Here is a 21,799-nt window from a genome sequence, read left to right as displayed (position 1 = left end):
CATACAAAAAAGTCAATTCTATCTAATTTAATTCTTGAACTTGTTTACTTTAATCCTAAAAAATATCTTGCTTTAGATTTAGACTGAGCTCCTATTCGGTCATAAAACTTCATAGCACGTTTGTTAAATTCTGGTGTTTGCCACTGAATATGTGAACATCCATTTTCTTTTGTTTCTTTTTTTATTCGATTCACTAATTCTTCTCCTATTCCAAAGCCTCTAAATTTATCGTCCATAAACAAACAGTCCATATAAATATAAAATTCAGCATCCCAGGTAGAAAATTGTTTCATGTAGGTTGCATATCCAATCAGTTCTTTTTTATGTTCAACAACCAAACAAAATAAACTAGGATCTTTTTTGAATAAATGAGAATCCAATAGTTCTTTTTTATTTGTTGCATCGTATTCACTTTGCTCAAAAACAGCATGTCTTTCACATAATCCAACTAAATTATTTAAGTCAGATTTTATGGCAAACCTTAGTGTGTAATTATCCATTTTTTTTTATTTAGTTATTTTAAAATTAGATCAGAATATTTAATTTAGAATAGTTCAATCACGTAATCCGTTTCTGTCAAAGCGTGAAACAAAATTCCATATGATCTGGGAGGTAGTTTTCCCCTGATAGTTTGTATTAAACCAAATGTGTTCTCCTCCTATATATTTAAAATGTTCTACACGAACACCGTCATCCCCTTGACTATAGATATAATGCTCTACAGTACTTTCTGAATTTACATCGGGTTGGATTGCAGTGTTATTAAAATTAATCCAATAATCTAAAACGCTTTGAGCGGAATTATAATCATTATTTCCCTCATATGGAATAACATCATCAGAAGTTCCATGAAGATGTACAACAGGCATTGGACTTGAATTAGAGCTTCCACAACTCAATTGTACTCCAGAAACTGAAGCTACTGCTGCTATAAGGTTACTTTTGTAATTAGCTAAACCATAAGCCATCATTCCGCCATTAGAATATCCAACAGCGTAAACACGTTGATTATCTATTGAATATTCATTAGATATTTTTGAAATTAATGAATCAATAAAACCAAGGTCATCAGCTGTACTTTTATTATCACCTCCAACAGGACAAGGGTTCCAATGTGATGTATTGTTCAGACAACTGCCTTGTGGATACACTAAAATAAAAGAATTGGCTTCTGCCTCCTCTCGCATATCAGCATAACTGCTGTACTCTGAAGCACTTCCTCCAAAACCATGAAAATTTAATACCATGGGTACAGGATTAGAACTTCTATAACTACTAGGAATGTAGAGAATATATTCTCTTGTTTCTCCAGAATGTAGCATTGTCTCTGGATTTTGATTTGAAAAACATGCATTAAAATTCCCTTTATAATTGTCTGAACTACAACTAACAGTCAATAACAAGAAAAGTAAATGCAGACCGATATTTTTTTTCATTACAATTATTATTAAAGGATCTTAATTTATTTAAATTACACTAAAGGTATTTTTATAAATTTAATAATAATTGTTTGAAGGAATTTTTTATTTAAATCTTAACGTAACCCATTCATTTTTTCTCTAATCTGTTCTAACCCTAAGTTTCCAATACTTCCTAAATGAGTGTGTTCAACTGAACGGTTTGGATCATAATCTCCATTTTCAATTGCATTTCCTAATTCTCTATAGGCATCTCTAAAAGGCATTCCATCTTGAACTTTTGCATTCAATGTATCAACACTAAAGAGGTAATCATATTTAGATTGATCGGTTATGTTTTTTGAAACTTCAATTTTTGGAAGACTAAACAACAACATATCTAAGCATGCTTTTAATTCTTGAATTCCATCAATTATTGGACCTTTAGCAAGTTGTAACTCCCTATGGTAACCGGAGGGTAAATTTGTTGTTAGTAAAGTTAATTGGGTTGGTAAAGCTTGAAGAGCATTACACTTACCTCGGATCAATTCAAAAATATCAGGATTTTTTTTATGTGGCATTATACTCGAACCTGTTGTAAGATCATCTGGAAAGGATACAAAATTGAAATCTTGCCCCATATATAAGCAAACGTCCATAGCAAATTTAGAAAGTGTACTTCCCACCATACTTAGTGCAACAGCTGTTGTTTTTTCAACTTTTCCACGACTCATTTGAGCTGCAACGGAGTTGTATTTTAAAGTTCCAAAGTTCAATGCTTCAGTAGTATATTCTCTGTCAATAGGAAACGAACTACCATATCCTGCTGCACTACCTAGGGGATTTTGATCTACTAAACAAAATGCAGTGTTTAAAAACTGAACATCATCAATTAGACTTTCGGCATAAGCAGAAAACCACATTCCAAAAGAAGATGGCATGGCTACTTGTAAATGGGTGTAACCTGGGATTAATTCATTTTTATGTTGTTCTGCTAAACTCATTAAAAGATCGAATAATTCAATTACAGTTTTTTTAATTCCAGTAATTTCATTTTTTAGATATAAGTGCATTGCAACTAAAACTTGATCATTTCGAGATCGTGCAGTGTGTATTTTTTTCCCTAAATCACCTAATTGATCGGTTAGAACATGTTCAATTTTAGAATGCATATCTTCAAATTCATCTTCTATCGTAAAGCTCCCTTCTAGAGCTTTCTTTTTTAGATTATTTAAAGCAAGGGTAACTAAATTGGCTTCTTCCTTAGTTAAAAGTCCAATTTTAGCTAGCATTTGAGCATGAGCGCTAGATGCCTCACAGTCATATGCTGCTAGTAATAAATCGTATTCGCGATCACTACCAACGGTAAAATGATCTACTTTTTGATGTGCTGCGTTACCTTTTTGCCAAAGTTTCATAAGATTTCATTCAATAAGTTGATATATATAGAAATGCCCTCCTCAATTTCAGAGACATGAATGTATTCATTTGCGGTATGTGATCTTGTCGAGTCTCCAGGACCAAGTTTTAGGGAAGGACAAGATAATTTTGCTTGATCTGATAGGGTAGGAGATCCGTATGGTTTTCTTCCTAATTCTATTCCTGTTGTTACCAATTCATGATCTAAAGGAATTGATGAGGAATTTAGATCTATTGATCTAGGCGTTAATTTACAAGGAGCTTCCTTTTGAAGTAAATCAACAATTTCTTGATTAGTATAACGGTCATTCACTCGAACATCAATAACCAAATTTACTTCGGCAGGAACTACATTGTGTTGTTTTCCAGCACTTACTTGTGTTACGGTCATTTTTACAGGTCCTAATTGATCTGATACTTTTTCGAATTCAAAGTCATTAAACCACTGTAATACTCCTGGTAGTTTCATGATTGGATTATCATCATTTGGATGTGCAGCGTGACTTGCTGTTCCAGAAATAACTCCGTCAAATACAACCAGACCCTTCTCAGCTACAGCTAGTTGCATCAGGGTAGGTTCTCCCACTATTGCAACATCAATAGGTGGTAATGTTTTTAAAAGAGAGTTGAGCCCCAAAGGACCAGAGCTTTCTTCCTCCGCAGTAGCTGCGATAATGAGATTGTATTTTGGGTTAGGATGTTCATAGTAATGTGTAAAAAGTGCAATCAGTGAAACGAGTGGACCTCCTGCATCGTTACTCCCTAAACCATAGAGTTTTCCATCTTCTACATGGGGTTGAAATGGATCTTTGGTATAAGCACTATTTGGTTTTACAGTATCGTGATGTGAATTTAAAAGTAGGGTAGGTTTACCTTCTTCAAACGTATGATTGAAGGCGTAAACATTATTATTTTCACGCATGAATGGAATGTCATGGTCTGTAAACCATTTTTCTATCCTTTCTGCTGTTCCTTGTTCTTCGCTTGAAAAAGATTGAATTGAAATTAAATCTTTTAACAATGCTAAGGCTTCTTGGGTTAAGACTTCGTTCATTTTATAGTGTTAATGAGGTATGTTTAATTTTTCCACCAATCATTTCCGGTTTTCCAATCGCTACTTTTGAGACTCCTTGATTAAGTGCATCAAATGCATTTTTCATTTTCGGTAGCATACCTTCATGAATAATTTTGTGTTCTTTTAATTCTTTATATTTTTTTGAATCTATATGTTCAATCAGGGAATCATCTTCCTCAACAGATTCTAATACCCCAGGTTTTTCAAAACAATAAAATAAGTTTACTTCAAATTTAGTGCTTAGTGCTACTGCAATTTTTGAGGCAATCGTGTCTGCATTTGTGTTTAAGATTTGACCGGAACCTGTATGAGTTAATGCACAACAAACTGGACTTAATTTTTGTTTTAATAAATTAACAAAAAATGCAGAGTTAACCAATGTAACATCTCCAACAAACCCATAATCAATTGGTTTTGCAGGTCTTTTTTTAGCTCTAATCGCATTTCCATCTGCCCCTGATAATCCGATGGCATTACAGTCCAGCCCTTGGAGTAGGGCAACAATGTTTTTATTAACTTGACCTCCGTAAATTCCAGTTATTAGCTCTAGAGTTTCAGCATCAGTAATTCTTCGTCCATCATTCATTTGTACAGGAATACCTAAACGCTCAGCCCAAAGTGTAGCTTTTTTACCCCCACCATGAACAAGGATTTTATTTCCTTCTAATTTTGCAAATTCTTGAAGAAATGGGAATAACGTTTTAGGGTTTTCAATTACATTTCCACCAACTTTTACAATATTTAGTTTAGACATGATCGATTATTGTTTTTAGAACAGCTTGTGCAGCATAAGTTCTGTTATTCGCTTGTTCTATAACCAGCGAGTTAGAATTATCTAAAACTCCATCAGCTACTACAATGTTTCTTCGTACTGGAAGACAATGCATAAATTTAGCATTATTTGTTAATTTCATCTTGTCAGCTGTTAGCATCCATTCGTCATCTGTTCTGAGTATAGAGCCATAATTTGAGTAAGAGCACCAGTTTTTTGCATATACAAAATCAGCATTTTTTAAAGCTTCTTCTTGATTATGAATCACAGGAATATCTTTTGTAATTCTAGGATCTAGATCATATCCTTCTGGGTTTGTTATTACAAATTCTGCATCTTGATGTTCCATCATTTTAACAAAAGAATTACCAACCGCATGGGGTAATGCTTTTGGATGTGGTGCCCAGGACAAAACAACTTTTGGTTTATGAAGTGTTTTATGTTCTGCTAAAGTTAATGCATCTGCCAGAGCTTGTAGGGGGTGACCGGTAGCACTTTCCATATTGATTACTGGAATACTTGCGTAGTTAGCAAAACTGTTTAAAACAATTTCTGCTTCGTCTTGTTCTTTGTTATTAAGGGAAGCAAAAGCACGAATTGCTACAACGTCACAATACTGAGAAATAACGGCTGCTGCTTCTCGAACATGTTCAGAACGAATTCCTCGCATTTCTGTTCCATCTTCAAATTCAAGAGCCCAAGCTTCGTTTGAGAAATTCATTACTAAGGTTTCGAATCCTAAATTCTGAGCTGCTTTCTGGGTGCTTAATCGTGTTCTTAAACTTGGATTGAAAAATATTAACCCTAAAGTCTTCCTTTTTGCATGATTTTCGAATGCATAAGGATCCTCCTTTAGAGATTTAGCAAGTTCTAAGGCAGCATCAAAATTTGGAAGGTCAGTAAGGGATATGAAATTTTTCATTTGTTAGTTTTTATGTTCTTTAAGTGCTTCTTTTAAACTCTTAAAGAAATAGTCAATATGTTTTTTCTGGACCGTTAAGGGGGGTAAAATTCTCAGTAGTTTCTTGTTACTACTTCCTCCAGTAAATATTTTTTTATCGTAAATTAATGTTTTTCTTAGATCACCCACTTCAAAGTTAAATTCAAGTCCTAACATTAATCCACGTCCTTTTATTTTGGACACTTGCAGAATCTCTTTTGCTTGTTCTACAAAGTAAGATTCCATAGCTTTCGCTTTCGCTTGTAAGTTTTCTTTTTCTAAAACTTCCAAAACTGCAATAGAGGCTGCACAGGCTAGATGATTACCACCAAATGTAGTCCCTAACATACCGTATTTAGCTTTGATGTTAGGATGAACTAAAATTCCTCCAATAGGAAATCCATTCCCCATCCCTTTGGCCATAGTAACAATGTCTGGCTCTATAGCATATTTTTGATATGCAAAGAAGGTTCCTGTTCTTCCAAATCCGGACTGAACTTCGTCTGCAATTAAACAACTATTATAGTGTTTACAAAGACGATTCATTTCTAAAACAAAATCATCTGTCGGTTGATCTAATCCACCAACTCCTTGAATACTTTCAAAAATTACTGCACAAACATCTCCCTTTTGAAGTTCTTCTTCAAGACTTTTAGCATCATTAAATTCAATAAAAGTAACTGCCTGTTGTTTGTTTAAAGGTGCATTTATATTTGGATTGTCTGTTGCCGCAACTGCTGCACTGGTTCTTCCGTGAAATGCGTTTTTAAAAGCTATAATTCTTTTTTTGTCGGTATGAAAAGAAGCAAGCTTTAAAGCATTTTCAATAGCTTCCGCACCAGAACTACATAAAAACAATTGGTAATCATGGCAACAAGATTGGTACCCAATACCATCTGCAAGCTCTTGTTGCAAAGGGTTTTGTATTGCATTTGAATAGAAACCAATGTTATCTAACTGATCTTTTATTTTTTTGATGTAATGTGGATGTCCATGACCGATTGATATAACAGCATGTCCTCCATATAGGTCTAGATATTCAGTGCCTTTTTCATCGTATACATAAACGTCCTTTGCTTTTACAGGTGTTACTTCATAAAGTGGGTAAACATCAAATAACTTCATATTTATTCTGTTGAGATTTCGTTAATCTTATTAAATGATGCTGTTAACCCTTGTATTAACGAGGAGCTAAGTCCCTGGTGTTCCATTTCATTTAAACCTGTAATAGTACATCCTCTTGGAGTTGTAACTTTATCAATTTCCTCTTCTGGGTGAGACTTATTTTCATTCAAAAGTGTTGCTGCTCCTAAGGCAGTATACATTGCCATATCCATAGCTTCTTTTGCTTCAAAACCTAGCTGAACTCCACCTTGAGTCATGGCTCTAATTAATCGCATCCAAAATGCAATTCCACTTGCACAGATTACTGTGGCAGCTTGCATATTCTCCTCTGATATTTTAATCGAAGTTCCCAATCCATTGAAGATTGCACTCGCAATATCAATACGTTTTTTACCAACTTCATTAGAGCAAATGCAAGTCATTGATTTACCAACAGATATTGCAGTGTTAGGCATGCTTCGAATTATTGGAAACTCGGCACCGATAATGCGTTCAATTCGCTCAATTTTAAATCCAGTTATTGTAGAAATAATAACATGCTTGTCCGTTAGCAAATGCTTTATAGAGGAAAGTATGTTTTCAAATTGACCCGGTTGAACTGCAAAAATTAAAATATCAGAGTTGGTAATTGCTTCCGAATTATCCGTAGTTAGTATCACATTTTTATTAGCTCCGTATTCTTCTATTGAACTTAAATTTCTCTTTGTAAGATACAGTTTTGTGATTGTATTATTAATAATTAAGCCTTTTGCGATGCTTAAACCAAGATTCCCAGTACCTATAATTGCAATTTTCATTATGTTTTATTTAGTTTTAAAAAGTAGACCCTTTTAAGTTTAGTCCTAATTTTTCTTCCCATCCAAAAATTAAATTTAAATTTTGAATAGCTTGTCCAGATGCTCCTTTAATTAAATTGTCGATCACTGATGTAACCAGTAAAGTGCCTTCATGCAAGTGTAAGTGAATGAAGCAGTTATTTGAGTTTATGACCTGTTTTAAAGAAATTTCTTGTTCTGAAACATGTGTAAAAGGATCATTTGCATAATAGTTTTTGTAAAGTTCCTTTGCTTCCTCCAAAGTTCCTTGATATGAGGTGTACGCCGTAGCAAAAATTCCTCTGGTAAAATCACCTCGGTGGGGTAAAAAATGAATTTGAGGTTTTGACCCTTGAAGAGTTTCAATGGTTTCATTAATTTCTCCAAGATGCTGGTGCGTAAAGGGTTTGTACCAGGATACGTTATTGTTTCTCCAACTAAAATGAGCAGTTGCAGAAAGACCAACACCCGCTCCAGTACTTCCAGTAGTTGCATTAATGTGAACACTGTTCGAAAGCTTATTTTCCTTTGCTAAAGGAAGTAATGCTAATTGAATTGCGGTTGCAAAACATCCTGGATTTGCTATTGCATTTGTTTGTTCAATGGCTTCTTTATTAAGTTCAGGTAAGCCGTAGATGAATTTTCTTCCCATAAATTCACTATCGCTTGATAGTCTAAAATCATTACTTAAGTCAATGATTATAGTCTGGTCAGAAAATCTTTTCTGCTCTAAAAATTTAGAAGAATTTCCATGACCAAGGCAAAGAAAAACTACATCAACTTCTAAATTCACCTGATCTGTAAAGTTCATAGAAGTTGTTCCAAGTAAATCTGGATGGGTATCGCTTATTGCAAAACCTGGTCTTGTTGTACTGTAAACAAAGTTTAATTCAAGTGCTGGATGATTCAGAACAAGTCTTAGTAGTTCTCCTCCTGTATACCCTGATCCACCAATTATACCTACTGTTTTCATTATATATCGTTATTGTTTACACTCCCATAAATGGTATGTGCGTTTGCTGTTATTTTTATAAAACCTTTAGCGTCATCTGCTGTCCAGCCTTTATTCATTTCTCCATAACTTCCAAAAGAAGCATTCATTAAATCGTTCGGGGATTGGATTCCTTCCATCTCAAAACGGTAGGGATGTAATGTTAGGGTTACAGATCCGTTTACAGTTTTTTGACTACTCTCCAGGAAAGACTCAATATCTCTCATAACGGGATCTAAATAATTTCCTTCATGTAATTGCATACCATAGAAACTCCCCATCTGTTCTTTTTGAAATTGTTGCCACTTCGAGAGGGTATGTTTTTCTAGTAAATGATGTGCTTTTATTATAATCAAAGGAGCTGCAGCTTCAAAACCTACGCGTCCTTTTATCCCAATAATCGTATCTCCTACATGAATATCTCTTCCAATAGCATAACCTTTTGCAATTTCTTGTAATTGTTGAATAAGGGCAACCGAATTTCCTTTTACTCCATCTATTCCTTTTAATTCTCCTTTTTCAAAATCAAGTGTAATTTTCTTTGATTCGGATTTCACTAATTGACTCGGATATGCTGAACTAGGTAAAGCTTGATGTGATGTAAGTGTTTCACTACCTCCAACACTAGTTCCCCATAGACCTTGATTAATTGAATATTGTGCTTTCTCCCATGAGAGTTCTATTCCCTCTGATTTTAGGTATTCAATTTCTGCTTCCCTAGAGAGTTGTTGGTCTCTAATTGGAGTAATAATTTCAATTCCTGGAGCCAATACTTGAAAAATTAAATCAAAACGAACCTGATCATTCCCAGCCCCCGTACTTCCATGGGCAATATATTGAGCTCCTATTTTTTTGGCATAGGAAATGATTTCAACCGCTTGTATAATACGTTCTGCACTAACAGATAATGGATAGCTGTTATTTTTTAGTACATTTCCAAAAACTAAATATTTTACAATTTTTTGGTAAAACGATTCTAATGCGTTTATTGAGGTGTAAGTACTAGCCCCCATTTGCATGGCTTTAGATTCTTGATCTATAATTTCTTGCTCCGAAAAACCACCAGTATTCACACTAACTGCATGAACTTCGTAGCCTTCTTTAGAAAGTGTTTTTAGGCAGTATGAGGTGTCTAAACCTCCACTATAAGCGAGAACTAATTTTTTCATTTATTATTTTTAAAGTTGTGTTTTGAGTCTTTATTTTTTTTCATTTGGATCATGAAGCATACCCGTACATAAACACATACTTCGTTCAGTCCGGGTTAGAATATCATAGTTTTTACAAGTTTGACATCCATTCCAAAATTCAGGATCGTCTGTAAGCTCTGAAAAATGAACTGGCTTGTAACCTAGCTCATAATTGATTTTCATTACCGCTTGACCTGTTGTTATTCCAAATATTTTTGCTCCAGGGTATTTTTCTAGTGATAGTTCAAAAACTTTTTTCTTAATTTTTTTTGCTAAACCTTGTCCTCTAAATTCAGGAGAGACAATAAGACCTGAATGAGCAACATATTTTCCATGTCCCCAAACTTCGATATAACAAAATCCCGCAAATTTATCTCCCTCTAGGGCAATGACAGCATTCCCATTTTGCATTTTTTTATGAATATATTCAGGTGTTCTTCTTGCAATACCGGTTCCTCTGTCTTTTGCGGACTCATCGATACAAAGACTTATGGTCTTTGCTAAATGTATGTGTTCTGTGCTGGCAATAACGATTTTCATTATTGGAATATTAAGTTGAAATTGTAAAAAAAAATGGATGTTGATTTTGAAACCGGACTCACCTGAGTTTCTACACGAAAAAATACCCCAAAGGGCGACAGCGGTAAACACGCGGGAATCTACTGTTGGTTAAAACAGCGGGTGTGTTGTTATGTGTATAGTTTTCTTTCATAAGATGTTACAAATTTCACAAAATATATTAAGACTACCAAAGAACATCTCATTTTTTCGAATTTCTCAAAAAACAATCGATTTGATTTACTTTCATGTATTTTTGTAGGGTGATTGATAGATTTAAATTACATATTGCCAAAAATTTTAAGGGCTTCAAAAACCAAAACTTAGTTCTCGCTTTTAGTGGAGGTGTTGATAGTAGGGTTCTTTTTGACTTACTTTTAAAGTCTAAAATTGATTTTTCTGTAGCCCATTGTAATTTTAATTTACGTGCCACCGCAAGTGATCAGGATGCAAAATTTTGTGCAGATTTATGCAAATTAAATTCGATTACTTTTCATATTAAAAAATTTGAAACAGTCGAATATTCTAGAAATAATAAGATTTCAATTCAAATGGCCGCCCGTGATCTTAGATATTCTTGGTTTAATGAATTGCAAGAAAACTTGGGTTACACTCATGTTTTAACTGCTCATCATTTAGATGATCAATTAGAAACTTTTTTAATTAACTTGGGAAGAGGGAGTGGTTTGAAGGGGTTAAGGGGAATTACTACCGATCAGATCATCCGTCCGTTACTCCCTTTCAGCAAAGATGAGATTCATGCCTATGCTGAAGAAAATAAAATTGAATGGAGAGCGGATTCTTCTAATGAGAAAGATGATTATCTAAGGAATCAACTAAGACATCATGTAATCCCACAATGGAAAAAAACGGATGAAAATTTATTGAAGCAAGTTTCAAACTCTTTTGAAAATCTGAGCTTGGCCCAGGAAGCTTTAAATGTTATTATTAATGACTTCCAGGACAAACATTTTATTAAAACAAAAAATAAACTTTCTATTTTGCTTGAATCTCTCCAAGGTTTGAAGCCTCAAAACTATTATTTACACGCACTTTTTTCTCCCTATGGATTTAATAATGTAACTGACTTATTGTCTCTTATTCAGGCTCAAAGCGGGAAATTTTTAGTTTCAAATACGCATAGATTGATACGAGATCGAGAACAGCTTATTTTAACTCCAATTGAAAAATCAGATCTTTCAAGAGAAATTAAATGGATTCCAGAACATGATTTAAAAGCTCCTATCCAGATTTCAATAGAGTCAGAATTTGTACCTAAAAACAAGTATGCGCTATTAAATGCAGATTTGTTAAAATATCCTTTAATCCTTCGCAAGTATAAAGAAGGGGATTATTTTTGTCCTGTAGGAATGAAGGGTAAGAAAAAATTAAGTAAATATTTTAAAGACCAAAAATTTTCATTGTTAGATAAAGAAACCCAATGGGTTTTGTGTTCCGAAGATCAAATTGTTTGGGTTGTTGGACATCGGGTAGATGCTCGATTTGCAGGTAATTCAGAGACAAATAATCCTTTAATATTAAAAAGCTTTTGAAAAAACATTATTTCTTTTTACTAACTCTCTTAAGCCTAATGAGTTTCGCTCAATCAGATGAGGAACCCGTAGTTTGGAATGTTGAGATTAATAGAGTTTCTGAATCTATTTTTGATTTAGAATTTGAAGCAGAAATAAAAGGTATTTGGCATCTTTATAGCTTAGAGGAATTTGAAGATGGTCCTTTGCCAACTGAATTTAATTACTTTACAGACTCATTAAACATTCGTCTTGTCGGAGAAATGCAACAAAGTTCTCCTAAGGTTGAGTACGATCAAATTTTTGAAATTTTGTTGCCGTATTATGAGAAGAACGCAACATTTACTCAACGTTTTGAACTATTAAATGAATCAATTAATCAGTTGTCTGGTGAAATAAATTATCAAGCCTGTGATGATCGTTTGTGTATTTTTAGAACGGAACCTTTTGTAGTTTCTTTAACAGGCGAAGAAGTCAAAACTCCAACTATTGAAGTTTCTGAAAATGATTTAAAACGCTCAGCAGCCTTGACTTTAAAACTCAAGAATAAAGAACTTTTGAAAAATTCGATTACTTCTAATGAAGAATCTCCTTTTTTGAGATTATTTTTATTAGGATTTGTATCGGGTCTGATTGCTTTATTAACTCCTTGTGTTTTTCCAATGATTCCCCTAACGGTTTCCTTCTTCCTGAACCAAAGTAATAGTTTAAGAACTGGTGTTTCTAATGCGTTTTTATACGGTTTCTTTATTGTTCTTATCTACGTGTTACTGAGCCTTCCATTTCACTTTTTAGATTCTTTAAATCCTGAGGTTTTAAATTCAATTGCTACCAATGTGCCTTTGAATATTTTCTTCTTTTTGATTTTCATATTCTTTGCTTTTTCGTTTTTTGGATATTATGAACTTACCTTGCCTAGTAGTTGGGGGAATTCAACAGATTCAAATACTTCTTTAAAAGGAGGATTAGGAATCTTTTTTATGGCACTTACACTCGCTATAGTTTCTTTTTCTTGTACAGGCCCTATTCTAGGATCTTTACTTGCAGGTAGTTTAACTTCCGATGGGGGAGCAACCCAACTAACTTTTGGTATGTTTGGTTTTGGTTTTGCTTTAGCTTTACCGTTTGTTTTATTTGCTTTATTTCCGAATGCTTTAAACTCGATTCCTAAATCTGGTGGTTGGATGACAACTGTTAAAGTTGTTTTAGGATTTTTAGAACTTGCACTTGCTCTTAAATTCTTATCTAATGCGGATTTAGTTTCCCATTGGGGTCTCCTTAAAAGAGAGGTGTTCATTGGGATTTGGGTCGTGCTTTCATTGGGGCTAACTCTTTATCTATTTGGTCTTATCCGTTTTCCTCAAGATCAAAAGACAAAACTTTCTAAAGGGAGATTATTTGGAGGAATCCTCAGTTTATTACTAACGGTATATTTATCCTTTGGCTTATTTTCTCAAAATAATACGCTTAAGTTGTTAAGTGGTTTTCCGCCTCCTGAGTTTTATAGTATCAATTCAACTGAAAACGATTGCCCTCTTGGTCTTGAATGTTATAAAGATTACGAAACTGGTTTAGCTGTTTCTCTTGAAACAAAAAAACCGATTTTATTTGATTTCACAGGCTGGGCTTGTGTAAACTGCAGGAAAGTTGAAGAAAATGTTTGGTCTCAAGCTAAAATATACAAACTATTGAAAGAGGAAGTGGTTTTAATTTCATTGTACATTGATGATAGGAAAGAGCTCGAGTTGTCCGATCAATTTAATTTTAAATTTCCCAATGGACGGGTACAAAAAATTAATACCATCGGGGAGAAGTGGGCCGCATTTCAGAGTTTAAATTTTAATACCGCATCACAGCCTTTTTATGTATTAATGAAAGCAGACGGTACAATTCTTAACAGTCCCATTCAATACACAGATGCGAATACCTATTATTACTGGTTGAAGGATGGACTTCTAAAAGATTAATTTTTAAGAGATACTTGGTTTTTATGACTTAAAACATATATTATAATGTATATTGTAATAACCACATTTAAATCATGCTCGTTCAACTCTACGGAAGCGCCGTTTATGGCGTGGATGCCTATTTAATAACCATTGAAGTAAATATAGATAAGGGAATCGGTTACCATTTAGTTGGTTTACCTGATAATGCAATTAAGGAAAGTAATTTTCGAATTGCAGCTGCTCTTCAAAATATTGGATACCGACTTCCAGGAAAGAAAATCACCATTAACATGGCTCCGGCGGATGTTCGAAAAGAAGGGTCTGCTTACGACCTGACCCTTGCAATAGGTATACTTGCTGCATCTGATCAGCTTAAAACAGAGATCTTAAGTCAATACATTGTTATGGGAGAGATCGCTCTAGATGGTTCTTTACGTCCAATAAAAGGAGCTCTTCCAATTGCGATACAGGCATTGAAAGACGGTTTTAAAGGCTTTATACTGCCAAAAGAAAATGCTGAAGAAGCTGCTATTGTTTCTGGAATTGATATTCTAGGCATGGATAATTTGAAAGAAGTCATAGGTTTTTTTGAAGCAAAAAGTGAAGTGAAACCTCTAGTAATTAACACCAGGGAATTATTTGAAAGTCAACTTCTTTTTCCAGAGCAAGATTTTGCCGATGTAAAAGGGCAAGAAACCATTAAGTACTGTATGGAAATTGCTGCAGCTGGCGGTCATAACATAATTTTAATTGGTCCTGCTGGGGCTGGAAAAACAATGTCAGCCAAAAGACTGCCCAGTATTTTACCACCGATGAGTCTGGGAGAGGCCTTAGAAACGACAAAAATTCATTCTGTTTTGGGAAGGGTAAAAGGTAAAGGATTGGTTAATTCTCGACCGTTTCGGGCGCCACATCATACTATATCTGATGTTGCTTTAGTCGGAGGAGGACAATATCCCCAACCTGGAGAGATATCCTTGGCTCATAATGGTGTGCTATTTTTGGATGAGCTTCCCGAATTCAAACGATCTGTTTTGGAAGTTATGCGGCAACCCTTAGAAGATAGAGAAGTTACCATATCACGCGCTAAATTTACTGTAACCTATCCAAGTTCTTTTATGTTGGTAGCGAGTATGAACCCCAGTCCCTCAGGATATTTCAATACTGGAAGTGCAACCCCAATTGAAACTCAACGTTATTTAAGTAAAATTTCGGGTCCTCTTTTAGACCGAATTGATTTACATATTGAAGTAGAACCTGTTCCTTTTGAAGAATTATCTGATAAACAATTAGGAGAAAATTCTGATTCAATTCGTAAACGAGTCACTCAAGCTCGAAAAATTCAAACCAATCGATTCCAAGAGCTAGAAACAGTTCATTACAATGCGCAAATGACTCCTAAGTTGATTCGTTTTTATTGTAAATTAAAACCCGATGCAGAGGAATTACTAAAAGTAGCCATGAAAAAACTTTCTTTATCTGCTCGTGCTTATGATAGAATACTTAAAGTAGCTCGAACTATAGCTGACTTAGAAAAAGAACCTGAAGTATTGTCAAATCATATTGCAGAAGCAATTCAATATAGAAGTTTAGATCGTGAAGGGTGGATGGGTTGAGTTTTACTGAGATAAAAACCCTCAATATTTATTTCTTAGCTTGTTAAAGCGTTGTAATTCTATTAATAATAATCTTTTAAAAATAATTTGTAGTTAACGATTCAATTTTAATTCGTTCTTATTTGGAGTTTTATTTTTAATAATGATTAACTTACCTTAAAAATATGTTTTCGAACTTTAGGGGTGGACCCGCATTAGTCATTACCGCAGCATTTATTGGCCCGGGAACCATTACACTCTGTGTTTTAGCAGGTGTTCAAAATGGTTTTTCCCTCCTGTGGGCTATGGTCCTTTCCATTTTGATTACCATTGTAATTCAGAATACAACCGCAAGAATAAGTTTTACTACCCGAAAAGGACTAGCCGAAAGTGTATTATTCCAAACCTCTAATCCTTTTCTTAAGTTTTTGTTTGGAGCATTGTTAATCGGTGCGATTTTTATTGGAAATGCAGCCTATGAAGCTGGAAACCTAACGGGAGCATTAATTGGGATTGAGTCATTAACCAAAAATATTGATTTTACTTTTGGGACTGATGTTTATTTTTTACCAATCATCGTCGGTTGTATTGTTGCGGTTTTAATTTTACTAGGATCTAACAAGTTGCTTAAAAATATACTGGTCGGTATAGTTTTACTCATGAGTATTTCTTTTTTAGTAACAGCTATATTAACTAAGCCTAACCTTTTACTGGTTCTTAAAGGTATGTTTATTCCTGAATTCAATAGTAAAGACACCTTAACTATTGTTGGTTTGTTGGGAACAACGGTTGTGCCTTATAATTTATTTCTGCATGCTGCATTAGTTAAATATGAAACCTTTTCTTTAAGTGCTTTACGGTTAGATACAATTTTTGCTGTAACCTTAGGGGGAATAGTTTCTTTGTCAATAATAATCTGTGCAGCTTCTTTAACGGGACAACCCATTCTGTCAGCAGCTGACCTGGGGTTAGCTTTAGCTCCTTTATATGGAGATTACGCAACTATTTTAATGTCTTTAGGTTTATTTGCCGCTGGCATTACATCTGCGATAACAGCCCCTATGGCTGCCGCTTTTGTAGTGTCTGAATGTTTTGGATGGCGATCAGATTCCTGGGGATACAAGATAGCAGCACTTTTTGTTCTTTCTAGTGGTGTTGTATTTTCTTCACTTCAAATTAAGCCCATTGAGGTGATTCAATTTGCTCAAATTACAAATGGAATACTGCTGCCTGTAATCGGTATTTTTATTATAGTTTTAATAAATAATTCAAGGTTAATGCGCGGACTTACTGCTTCTGTCGGGTTGAATATTTTATTGTTTTCAATTGAGTTTTTCTTTGTTTTTTTAGGATTTAAAAGTTTAGGTTTAATTTTTTAATATGCTCCACATAGATATAAATTGCGATATGGGAGAGGGGATAGGTAATGATCATTTATTAATGCCTTATATTTCTTCTTGCTCTATTGCTTGTGGAGGGCATACGGGTACAGAAAAATCTATCTTGGAAACTATAAGTTTGGCTGATCAATATAAAGTCAAAATCGGTGCTCATCCATCGTATCCAGACTCAGAAAATTTTGGAAGAAAATCTATCGAAATATCAAATTCAGACTTTACGAATAGTATTAAAAAACAGATTTCTTTGTTTGTCCTTTGTTGTAAAAAAAACAACTCTAGAATTCATCATGTAAAGCCTCATGGAGCATTGTACAACGACTTGTATTTTAATCATGTTCTTGTACTCCTTTTTTTAGACGTTATAAAAGAACTTATTCCAAAAGTAATTATCTATTGCGCACCTGGGAGTGTTTTGGAGAAAGAGGCAAAGCGGATTGGTTTTGCTACAATTCGAGAGGGTTTTATGGATCGTGCTTATAATTCTGATGGAACCTTACGGGACAGAAAATTAATGGACTCCGTTTTTATAGATAAGAATCAAGTTAAAAATCAAGCAGTCCGTTTTGTAAAAGAAAGCAGGGTTCTGTCCTATGAAGAAAATTTAATTTCTATGCCGATTGACACCCTTTGCTTGCACGGAGATCACCCAAATGCCCTACAACTAATTCAATTTGTAAATCAAAGTCTTAAATCAGAAGGGATTGATGTATACTAAAGAGCAGATTCGTTTTTCATGTCTTGGAAAAACACTTATTTTGAATTTTCCTTGGGAAGAAAATAACAGTGTTTTTGATTTTGTTCTAAATTTTAAAAACATACTATTCATTTATTATAAAGACCAAATTGAGGACATAACTATAACTTTCGATAGTATTAATCTGTATTTTAAAAATGAATATGACCATCAGAAGCTTCGAACAGAAATATCTAAACTTTTAGAAGATTCTAAATTTAATGCTCTAATTGATTACAAAAAATGGAAACTTCCAGTTTGTTTAGATGACTCATCAAATGCAGATCTTAATTTGTTTTTCAAAGGAAATAAATCTAAAGTAAAGGAATATTTGGATCGTTTTTTGTCTTTGGAATTTCGATTGGTTTTTTATGGCTTCCTCCCCGGTTTTCCATATTTGAGTGGATTGCCAGATGAAATGTCAATTCCAAGAAAAGTAACTCCAAATAATCAAACGTTTAAAGGAAGTGTTTCTGTAGGAGGATCTCAAGTAGGTATTTACCCTCAAAATTGTCCTGGAGGGTGGAATGTAATCGGAAACTGTCCGGTTCCATTATTTGATATAAAAAAAGAAATCCCCACATTTATTCAAGCAGGAGACTACATTCAGTTTTTTCAGATCAGTAAAGAGGAATGGATTGAGGTTACTGATGCAATTACAAAAGGCATCGATCATCCAATGTTAAAAAGAATAAAGAATGATTGAAGTTCTTGATTCCGGATTTTATACTTCCATCCAAGATGAAGGAAGAAAAGGGTATAGGCACCTGGGTGTTCCTGTTTCAGGTGCGATGGATCAGAAAGCATTTGAACTGGGAAGGTTGCTTTTGGGTCGAAAAAATGAAATCAGCACTATGGAATGTACTTTAATTGGACCAAGGCTTCGTTTTCATGAACCTTGCAATATTGTCCTAACAGGTGCGAACATGGAAGTTAAACTAAACCAAAAATTAGTATCAAACAATACCATTTTGAATGTTAGGGCGGCGGATGAATTAAGTTTAAAAAGGGTTGAAAAAGGATTAAGAACCTATATACATATCAATAAATCTTTAATAACAGAAAAAGTTTTAGGCAGTACCTCATTTTACTTTCCACTAACAAAGTCTTCTGTAATTGAAAAAGGTGATCATTTATTTTGGCTAAAATCTGAAAGCACTTTAAGAAATTTTAATTCAAAAATAAAGTGGGATGATTCATACATAGAATACAAAGAGTTATCCGTTTACAAAGGGCCAGAATTTAAAATATTAACCAAAGAACAGGCAGAACAACTTTTTAAAATGCCATTAAAAATAAGCAATCAAAATCGAATGGGTTGTCGATTGAAAAGCTCCTTGGAAATAAAGCCTGACTTAATGTTGAGTCAATCGATAAGACCTGGAACGGTACAATTAACCCCCTCGGGTACACTTCTTATTTCTGGTTTTGATGGACAAGTTTCTGGTGGTTACCCAAGAATACTACAACTTACTGACGAAGCATTAAATGTGCTGGCTCAAAAAATAGAGGGTACGGAAGTGTTTTTTAAATTGAGTAATACACATCTTTGAAGGGAACTCTAAAACGAGGTCCATAAATTCCTCCCTCATCTCGGTATCCACAGCCAATAACCATACTTATCTCTGCCTTTCGGGGTAGATTAAGGATTCTTTTAACACGGATGGAATCAAATCCTTCCATTGGACAAGTATCTATCCCTTTTGCAGCCATACTAATCATGAAGTTTTGTGCCGCAAGCGCTGTACTCTTATGAGCAATTACACGAAGATCACCTCGATTTACTTCTCTGTACATCGGACGATATATTCCTGTAGTTTTAGCAAATACCTTTTTTAAAAACCCAAAAATTCCAAAGAATTCTCGATATAAAACAGGAATAAGTTTTTCGTAGTATTTTAAAGTTCTTTTTTCTTTTTTGGCATTTCGAACTTCTTGAGCTTCGAATTGTTGTTTATGAAAATCAATATTGGCTGTTGATCTCTTCCTCCATAAATCTTTTCGAACAACTGGAATAACTAGTTGCACTGCAGTTGAAGCTGCAGATTGACTAAAGCATGCTTTTGATAATTTTTTTAGAATTTCAGAATCAGTGATGTGATAAAACTCCCACAACTGTAGATTACTACTTGTTGCAGCTAGGGTGGCTTGACGAATACACTCTTTAACATCTTCGTGATTTAAAGATTGATTGGGATCATATTTTCGAACCGATCTTCTGAATTCAATTGCCTCACTAACCGTTTTCTCCATGATAGATATTTTATACAATAATAGTTTATTTAACTAACGCAAAAAATTTATTAGACAACTCAGTAAAAAATGAATTACGAATATCTCAAAAACAGTAGTTTTTACCGCTTAAAATCAAGTGATAATGTATCTTTTTTGTCAGATTATTAATCATTCTATAAAATGTGTAAAACTAACTGAATTTGTAATTAAAATTTCTTTTATTTGCTAGATTTTAAAGTTAAAAAATAACTTGAGTATCGTTAATTATATTGATTTAAAATACTTAAAATTAGTTTTTTATGAATAAAATTAGCTTTTGGGTTTAGGGCGTATTTAAAAATTACATCCTAAGCTTTTTTTAAGTGTTATAAATTCGAATAAGATTTTTAAATAGAATGGAATATAATAAGTTTAGTAAAGCAGTAACACAAGATCCAACGCAACCTGCAGCGCAAGCCATGTTGCACGCAATAGGTTTAACCGATGAGGACTTTAAAAAGCCTCTAGTTGGAATAGCATCAACAGGTTATGAAGGTAACCCTTGTAATATGCACCTTAATGATTTATCTGTCGATATAAAAAATGGAGTTCAATCTTCGAATCTAGTCGGACTAATATTCAATACAATTGGAGTTAGTGATGGAATTTCAATGGGAACCCCCGGTATGCGTTTTTCATTACCTTCGAGAGACGTGATTGCTGATTCTATGGAAACTGTAGTTCAAGCAATGTCTTATGATGCTTTGGTTACTGTTGTAGGTTGTGATAAAAACATGCCTGGAGCTTTAATGGCAATGTTGCGATTAGACCGTCCCTCTATTTTGGTGTATGGTGGTACCATTGCACCTGGATGTCATAAGGATAAAAAATTAGATGTAGTTTCTGCTTTTGAAGCATGGGGAGAGAAAGTAGCAGGAACCATGGATGAATCAGAGTTTAAGCAAGTAGTTAAGAAAGCTTGTCCTGGAGCAGGAGCATGTGGAGGAATGTACACCGCAAATACAATGGCTTCTGCTATAGAAGCATTAGGAATGGCATTACCTTATAATTCATCTAATCCTGCAATAAGCTCAAACAAAAAAGAAGAATGTGAAAAAGTAGGTGCAGCTTTGAGACACCTCATTGAAAACGATATTAAACCCTCTGATATTGTTACTAAAAAATCTCTAGAAAACGCTATTCGTTTAGTCGCTGTATTAGGAGGATCAACGAATGCAGTTCTCCACTTCTTGGCTATTGCTAAAGCAGCTCAGATAGAATTTACTTTAGATGATTTCCAAAAATTAATGGACATCACTCCATTTTTAGCAGATTTAAAGCCTAGTGGAAAATACTTAATGGAAGATCTTCACAATGTTGGAGGTGTACCTGCAGTATTAAAATTCATGTTAGCAGAAGGGATGCTACATGGAGATTGTCTTACAGTTACTGGTAAAACATTAGCGGAAAATCTTAATGAAGTTGAAGGATTGAAAGAAGGTCAGGATCTAATTCATCCAGTAAGTAACCCAATTAAAGAAAGTGGACACATTCGTGTTCTTAAAGGAAATATTGCCTCTGGAGGATCTGTTGCTAAGATAACGGGTAAAGAAGGGTTTTTGTTTAAAGGTCCTGCTCGTGTTTATAATAGTGAGTATGATGCTAATGATGGTATTGGTAAAGGAGAAGTTCAGAAAGGAGAAGTTATTGTAATCCGTTATGAGGGTCCTAAAGGAGGTCCAGGAATGCCTGAGATGTTAAAACCAACAGCTGCGATTATGGGTGCAGGTTTAGGGAAGGATGTAGCTTTAATTACAGATGGTAGATTCTCTGGTGGTACTCATGGTTTTGTTGTAGGTCATATTGTTCCTGAAGCTCAAACTGGTGGAGCAATTGGATTAATAGAAAATGGAGATATAATTGAAATTAACGCTGAAACAAACACTTTAAATGTTTTAGTAAGTGATGAAGAATTAGCTTCAAGAAAAGAAAATTGGATAGAACCTGAATATAAATTTCAACGAGGGGTTTTATATAAATACATAAAAAATGTTTCATCAGCTTCAGAAGGTTGTGTAACAGACGAGTTTTAAA

General features: G+C 34.2%; 20 protein-coding genes. 8 read left to right on the top strand and 12 right to left on the bottom strand.

The window, feature by feature from the left end; translation table 11 throughout:
• Window positions 1–44: 44 nt before the first annotated feature.
• The 11 genes from NG655_RS05990 to NG655_RS05940 all read right to left on the bottom strand — a co-directional run bounded on the left by NG655_RS05990 (window position 45) and on the right by NG655_RS05940 (window position 10,264).
• Window positions 45–500: a GNAT family N-acetyltransferase gene (locus NG655_RS05990; RefSeq protein WP_252158430.1), complete on the bottom strand. Its 456-nt coding sequence runs from the start codon at window positions 498–500 to the stop codon at window positions 45–47.
• Window positions 501–554: 54 nt separating this feature from the next.
• Window positions 555–1,436, bottom strand: coding sequence for an extracellular catalytic domain type 1 short-chain-length polyhydroxyalkanoate depolymerase (locus tag NG655_RS05985; protein WP_252158429.1), 882 nt, complete (start codon window positions 1,434–1,436; stop codon window positions 555–557).
• Between the two features lie 98 nt (window positions 1,437–1,534).
• Window positions 1,535–2,815, bottom strand: a complete 1,281-nt coding sequence (gene argH / locus NG655_RS05980) for an argininosuccinate lyase (protein WP_252158428.1) — start codon at window positions 2,813–2,815, stop codon at window positions 1,535–1,537.
• Window positions 2,812–3,870: a M20 family metallo-hydrolase gene (locus tag NG655_RS05975; RefSeq protein ID WP_252158427.1), complete on the bottom strand. Its 1,059-nt coding sequence runs from the start codon at window positions 3,868–3,870 to the stop codon at window positions 2,812–2,814. Before NG655_RS05975 ends, argH begins: the two co-directional genes overlap by 4 nt.
• 1 nt (window position 3,871) lies before the next feature.
• On the bottom strand, window positions 3,872–4,645 hold the full coding sequence (argB, locus tag NG655_RS05970) for an acetylglutamate kinase (RefSeq protein ID WP_252158426.1): 774 nt from the start codon (window positions 4,643–4,645) through the stop codon (window positions 3,872–3,874).
• Window positions 4,638–5,585: an N-acetylornithine carbamoyltransferase gene (locus tag NG655_RS05965; RefSeq protein WP_252158425.1), complete on the bottom strand. Its 948-nt coding sequence runs from the start codon at window positions 5,583–5,585 to the stop codon at window positions 4,638–4,640. Before NG655_RS05965 ends, argB begins: the two co-directional genes overlap by 8 nt.
• Window positions 5,586–5,588: 3 nt before the next feature.
• Window positions 5,589–6,728, bottom strand: a complete 1,140-nt coding sequence (locus tag NG655_RS05960) for an aspartate aminotransferase family protein (protein WP_252158424.1) — start codon at window positions 6,726–6,728, stop codon at window positions 5,589–5,591.
• Between the two features lie 2 nt (window positions 6,729–6,730).
• Entirely contained in the window at window positions 6,731–7,525 is a 795-nt protein-coding gene (proC, locus tag NG655_RS05955; protein WP_252158423.1) for a pyrroline-5-carboxylate reductase, read from the bottom strand.
• 16 nt (window positions 7,526–7,541) lie between these two features.
• Window positions 7,542–8,516 carry an N-acetyl-gamma-glutamyl-phosphate reductase gene (gene argC / locus NG655_RS05950; RefSeq protein ID WP_252158422.1) on the bottom strand — a complete coding sequence of 325 codons (975 nt, stop codon included), beginning with the start codon at window positions 8,514–8,516 and terminating at the stop codon, window positions 7,542–7,544.
• Complete coding sequence (locus tag NG655_RS05945; protein ID WP_252158421.1) at window positions 8,516–9,703, bottom strand: argininosuccinate synthase; 1,188 nt, start codon at window positions 9,701–9,703, stop codon at window positions 8,516–8,518. The genes argC and NG655_RS05945 overlap by 1 nt, the downstream gene beginning before the upstream one ends.
• A 30-nt stretch (window positions 9,704–9,733) precedes the next feature.
• Entirely contained in the window at window positions 9,734–10,264 is a 531-nt protein-coding gene (locus NG655_RS05940) for a GNAT family N-acetyltransferase (protein ID WP_252158420.1), read from the bottom strand.
• A 281-nt stretch (window positions 10,265–10,545) separates the two neighbouring features.
• On the opposite strand from NG655_RS05940, the gene tilS reads away from it, so the two are divergent.
• The 7 genes from tilS to NG655_RS05905 all read left to right on the top strand — a co-directional run bounded on the left by tilS (window position 10,546) and on the right by NG655_RS05905 (window position 19,044).
• Window positions 10,546–11,835, top strand: coding sequence for a tRNA lysidine(34) synthetase TilS (gene tilS, locus NG655_RS05935; RefSeq protein WP_252158419.1), 1,290 nt, complete (start codon window positions 10,546–10,548; stop codon window positions 11,833–11,835).
• A 38-nt stretch (window positions 11,836–11,873) separates the two neighbouring features.
• Window positions 11,874–13,781, top strand: coding sequence for a protein-disulfide reductase DsbD family protein (locus NG655_RS05930; protein ID WP_252158418.1), 1,908 nt, complete (start codon window positions 11,874–11,876; stop codon window positions 13,779–13,781).
• A gap of 74 nt (window positions 13,782–13,855) precedes the next feature.
• Window positions 13,856–15,379, top strand: a complete 1,524-nt coding sequence (locus tag NG655_RS05925; protein ID WP_252158417.1) for a YifB family Mg chelatase-like AAA ATPase — start codon at window positions 13,856–13,858, stop codon at window positions 15,377–15,379.
• A 164-nt stretch (window positions 15,380–15,543) separates the two neighbouring features.
• A complete protein-coding gene (locus NG655_RS05920; protein WP_252158416.1) occupies window positions 15,544–16,737 on the top strand; it encodes an Nramp family divalent metal transporter in 1,194 nt (397 codons plus the stop codon).
• A 1-nt stretch (window position 16,738) separates the two neighbouring features.
• Complete coding sequence (gene pxpA, locus NG655_RS05915) at window positions 16,739–17,473, top strand: 5-oxoprolinase subunit PxpA (protein WP_252158415.1); 735 nt, start codon at window positions 16,739–16,741, stop codon at window positions 17,471–17,473.
• Window positions 17,463–18,197 (top strand): 5-oxoprolinase subunit B family protein, encoded by a 735-nt coding sequence (locus NG655_RS05910; RefSeq protein ID WP_252159092.1) that lies wholly within the window; start codon window positions 17,463–17,465, stop codon window positions 18,195–18,197. The genes pxpA and NG655_RS05910 overlap by 11 nt, the downstream gene beginning before the upstream one ends.
• Window positions 18,190–19,044 carry a 5-oxoprolinase subunit C family protein gene (locus NG655_RS05905; RefSeq protein WP_252158414.1) on the top strand — a complete coding sequence of 285 codons (855 nt, stop codon included), beginning with the start codon at window positions 18,190–18,192 and terminating at the stop codon, window positions 19,042–19,044. Before NG655_RS05910 ends, NG655_RS05905 begins: the two co-directional genes overlap by 8 nt.
• On the opposite strand, the gene NG655_RS05900 is transcribed toward NG655_RS05905, so the two are convergent.
• Entirely contained in the window at window positions 19,019–19,744 is a 726-nt protein-coding gene (locus NG655_RS05900) for a nitroreductase family protein (RefSeq protein WP_252158413.1), read from the bottom strand. The genes NG655_RS05905 and NG655_RS05900 overlap by 26 nt on opposite strands.
• A 377-nt stretch (window positions 19,745–20,121) precedes the next feature.
• On the opposite strand from NG655_RS05900, the gene ilvD reads away from it, so the two are divergent.
• Window positions 20,122–21,798: a dihydroxy-acid dehydratase gene (ilvD, locus tag NG655_RS05895; protein WP_252158412.1), complete on the top strand. Its 1,677-nt coding sequence runs from the start codon at window positions 20,122–20,124 to the stop codon at window positions 21,796–21,798.
• The last annotated feature ends 1 nt before the right edge of the window (window position 21,799 follow it).

The sequence above is a fragment of the Candidatus Arcticimaribacter forsetii genome, from assembly GCF_910589745.1.
Lineage (GTDB): Bacteria > Bacteroidota > Bacteroidia > Flavobacteriales > Flavobacteriaceae > Arcticimaribacter > Arcticimaribacter forsetii.
Note: the sequence above shows the minus strand (reverse complement) of the source record. Positions and strands in the feature narration are given on the sequence as shown.

What these genes read in the sequence shown, in the direction of transcription:
- pxpA (WP_252158415.1), top strand. Translation starts at nt 16,739, where the DNA reads ATGCTCCACATAGATATAAATTGCGATATGGGAGAGGGGATAGGTAAT.
- NG655_RS05990 (WP_252158430.1), bottom strand. Translation starts at nt 500, where the DNA reads ATGGATAATTACACACTAAGGTTTGCCATAAAATCTGACTTAAATAAT.
- NG655_RS05960 (WP_252158424.1), bottom strand. Translation starts at nt 6,728, where the DNA reads ATGAAGTTATTTGATGTTTACCCACTTTATGAAGTAACACCTGTAAAA.
- NG655_RS05920 (WP_252158416.1), top strand. Translation starts at nt 15,544, where the DNA reads ATGTTTTCGAACTTTAGGGGTGGACCCGCATTAGTCATTACCGCAGCA.
- argC (WP_252158422.1), bottom strand. Translation starts at nt 8,516, where the DNA reads ATGAAAACAGTAGGTATAATTGGTGGATCAGGGTATACAGGAGGAGAA.
- NG655_RS05945 (WP_252158421.1), bottom strand. Translation starts at nt 9,703, where the DNA reads ATGAAAAAATTAGTTCTCGCTTATAGTGGAGGTTTAGACACCTCATAC.
- NG655_RS05925 (WP_252158417.1), top strand. Translation starts at nt 13,856, where the DNA reads ATGCTCGTTCAACTCTACGGAAGCGCCGTTTATGGCGTGGATGCCTAT.
- argB (WP_252158426.1), bottom strand. Translation starts at nt 4,645, where the DNA reads ATGTCTAAACTAAATATTGTAAAAGTTGGTGGAAATGTAATTGAAAAC.
- NG655_RS05930 (WP_252158418.1), top strand. Translation starts at nt 11,874, where the DNA reads ATGAGTTTCGCTCAATCAGATGAGGAACCCGTAGTTTGGAATGTTGAG.
- NG655_RS05975 (WP_252158427.1), bottom strand. Translation starts at nt 3,870, where the DNA reads ATGAACGAAGTCTTAACCCAAGAAGCCTTAGCATTGTTAAAAGATTTA.
- NG655_RS05905 (WP_252158414.1), top strand. Translation starts at nt 18,190, where the DNA reads ATGATTGAAGTTCTTGATTCCGGATTTTATACTTCCATCCAAGATGAA.
- NG655_RS05985 (WP_252158429.1), bottom strand. Translation starts at nt 1,436, where the DNA reads ATGAAAAAAAATATCGGTCTGCATTTACTTTTCTTGTTATTGACTGTT.
- proC (WP_252158423.1), bottom strand. Translation starts at nt 7,525, where the DNA reads ATGAAAATTGCAATTATAGGTACTGGGAATCTTGGTTTAAGCATCGCA.
- argH (WP_252158428.1), bottom strand. Translation starts at nt 2,815, where the DNA reads ATGAAACTTTGGCAAAAAGGTAACGCAGCACATCAAAAAGTAGATCAT.
- ilvD (WP_252158412.1), top strand. Translation starts at nt 20,122, where the DNA reads ATGGAATATAATAAGTTTAGTAAAGCAGTAACACAAGATCCAACGCAA.
- NG655_RS05965 (WP_252158425.1), bottom strand. Translation starts at nt 5,585, where the DNA reads ATGAAAAATTTCATATCCCTTACTGACCTTCCAAATTTTGATGCTGCC.
- NG655_RS05940 (WP_252158420.1), bottom strand. Translation starts at nt 10,264, where the DNA reads ATGAAAATCGTTATTGCCAGCACAGAACACATACATTTAGCAAAGACC.
- NG655_RS05900 (WP_252158413.1), bottom strand. Translation starts at nt 19,744, where the DNA reads ATGGAGAAAACGGTTAGTGAGGCAATTGAATTCAGAAGATCGGTTCGA.
- NG655_RS05910 (WP_252159092.1), top strand. Translation starts at nt 17,463, where the DNA reads ATGTATACTAAAGAGCAGATTCGTTTTTCATGTCTTGGAAAAACACTT.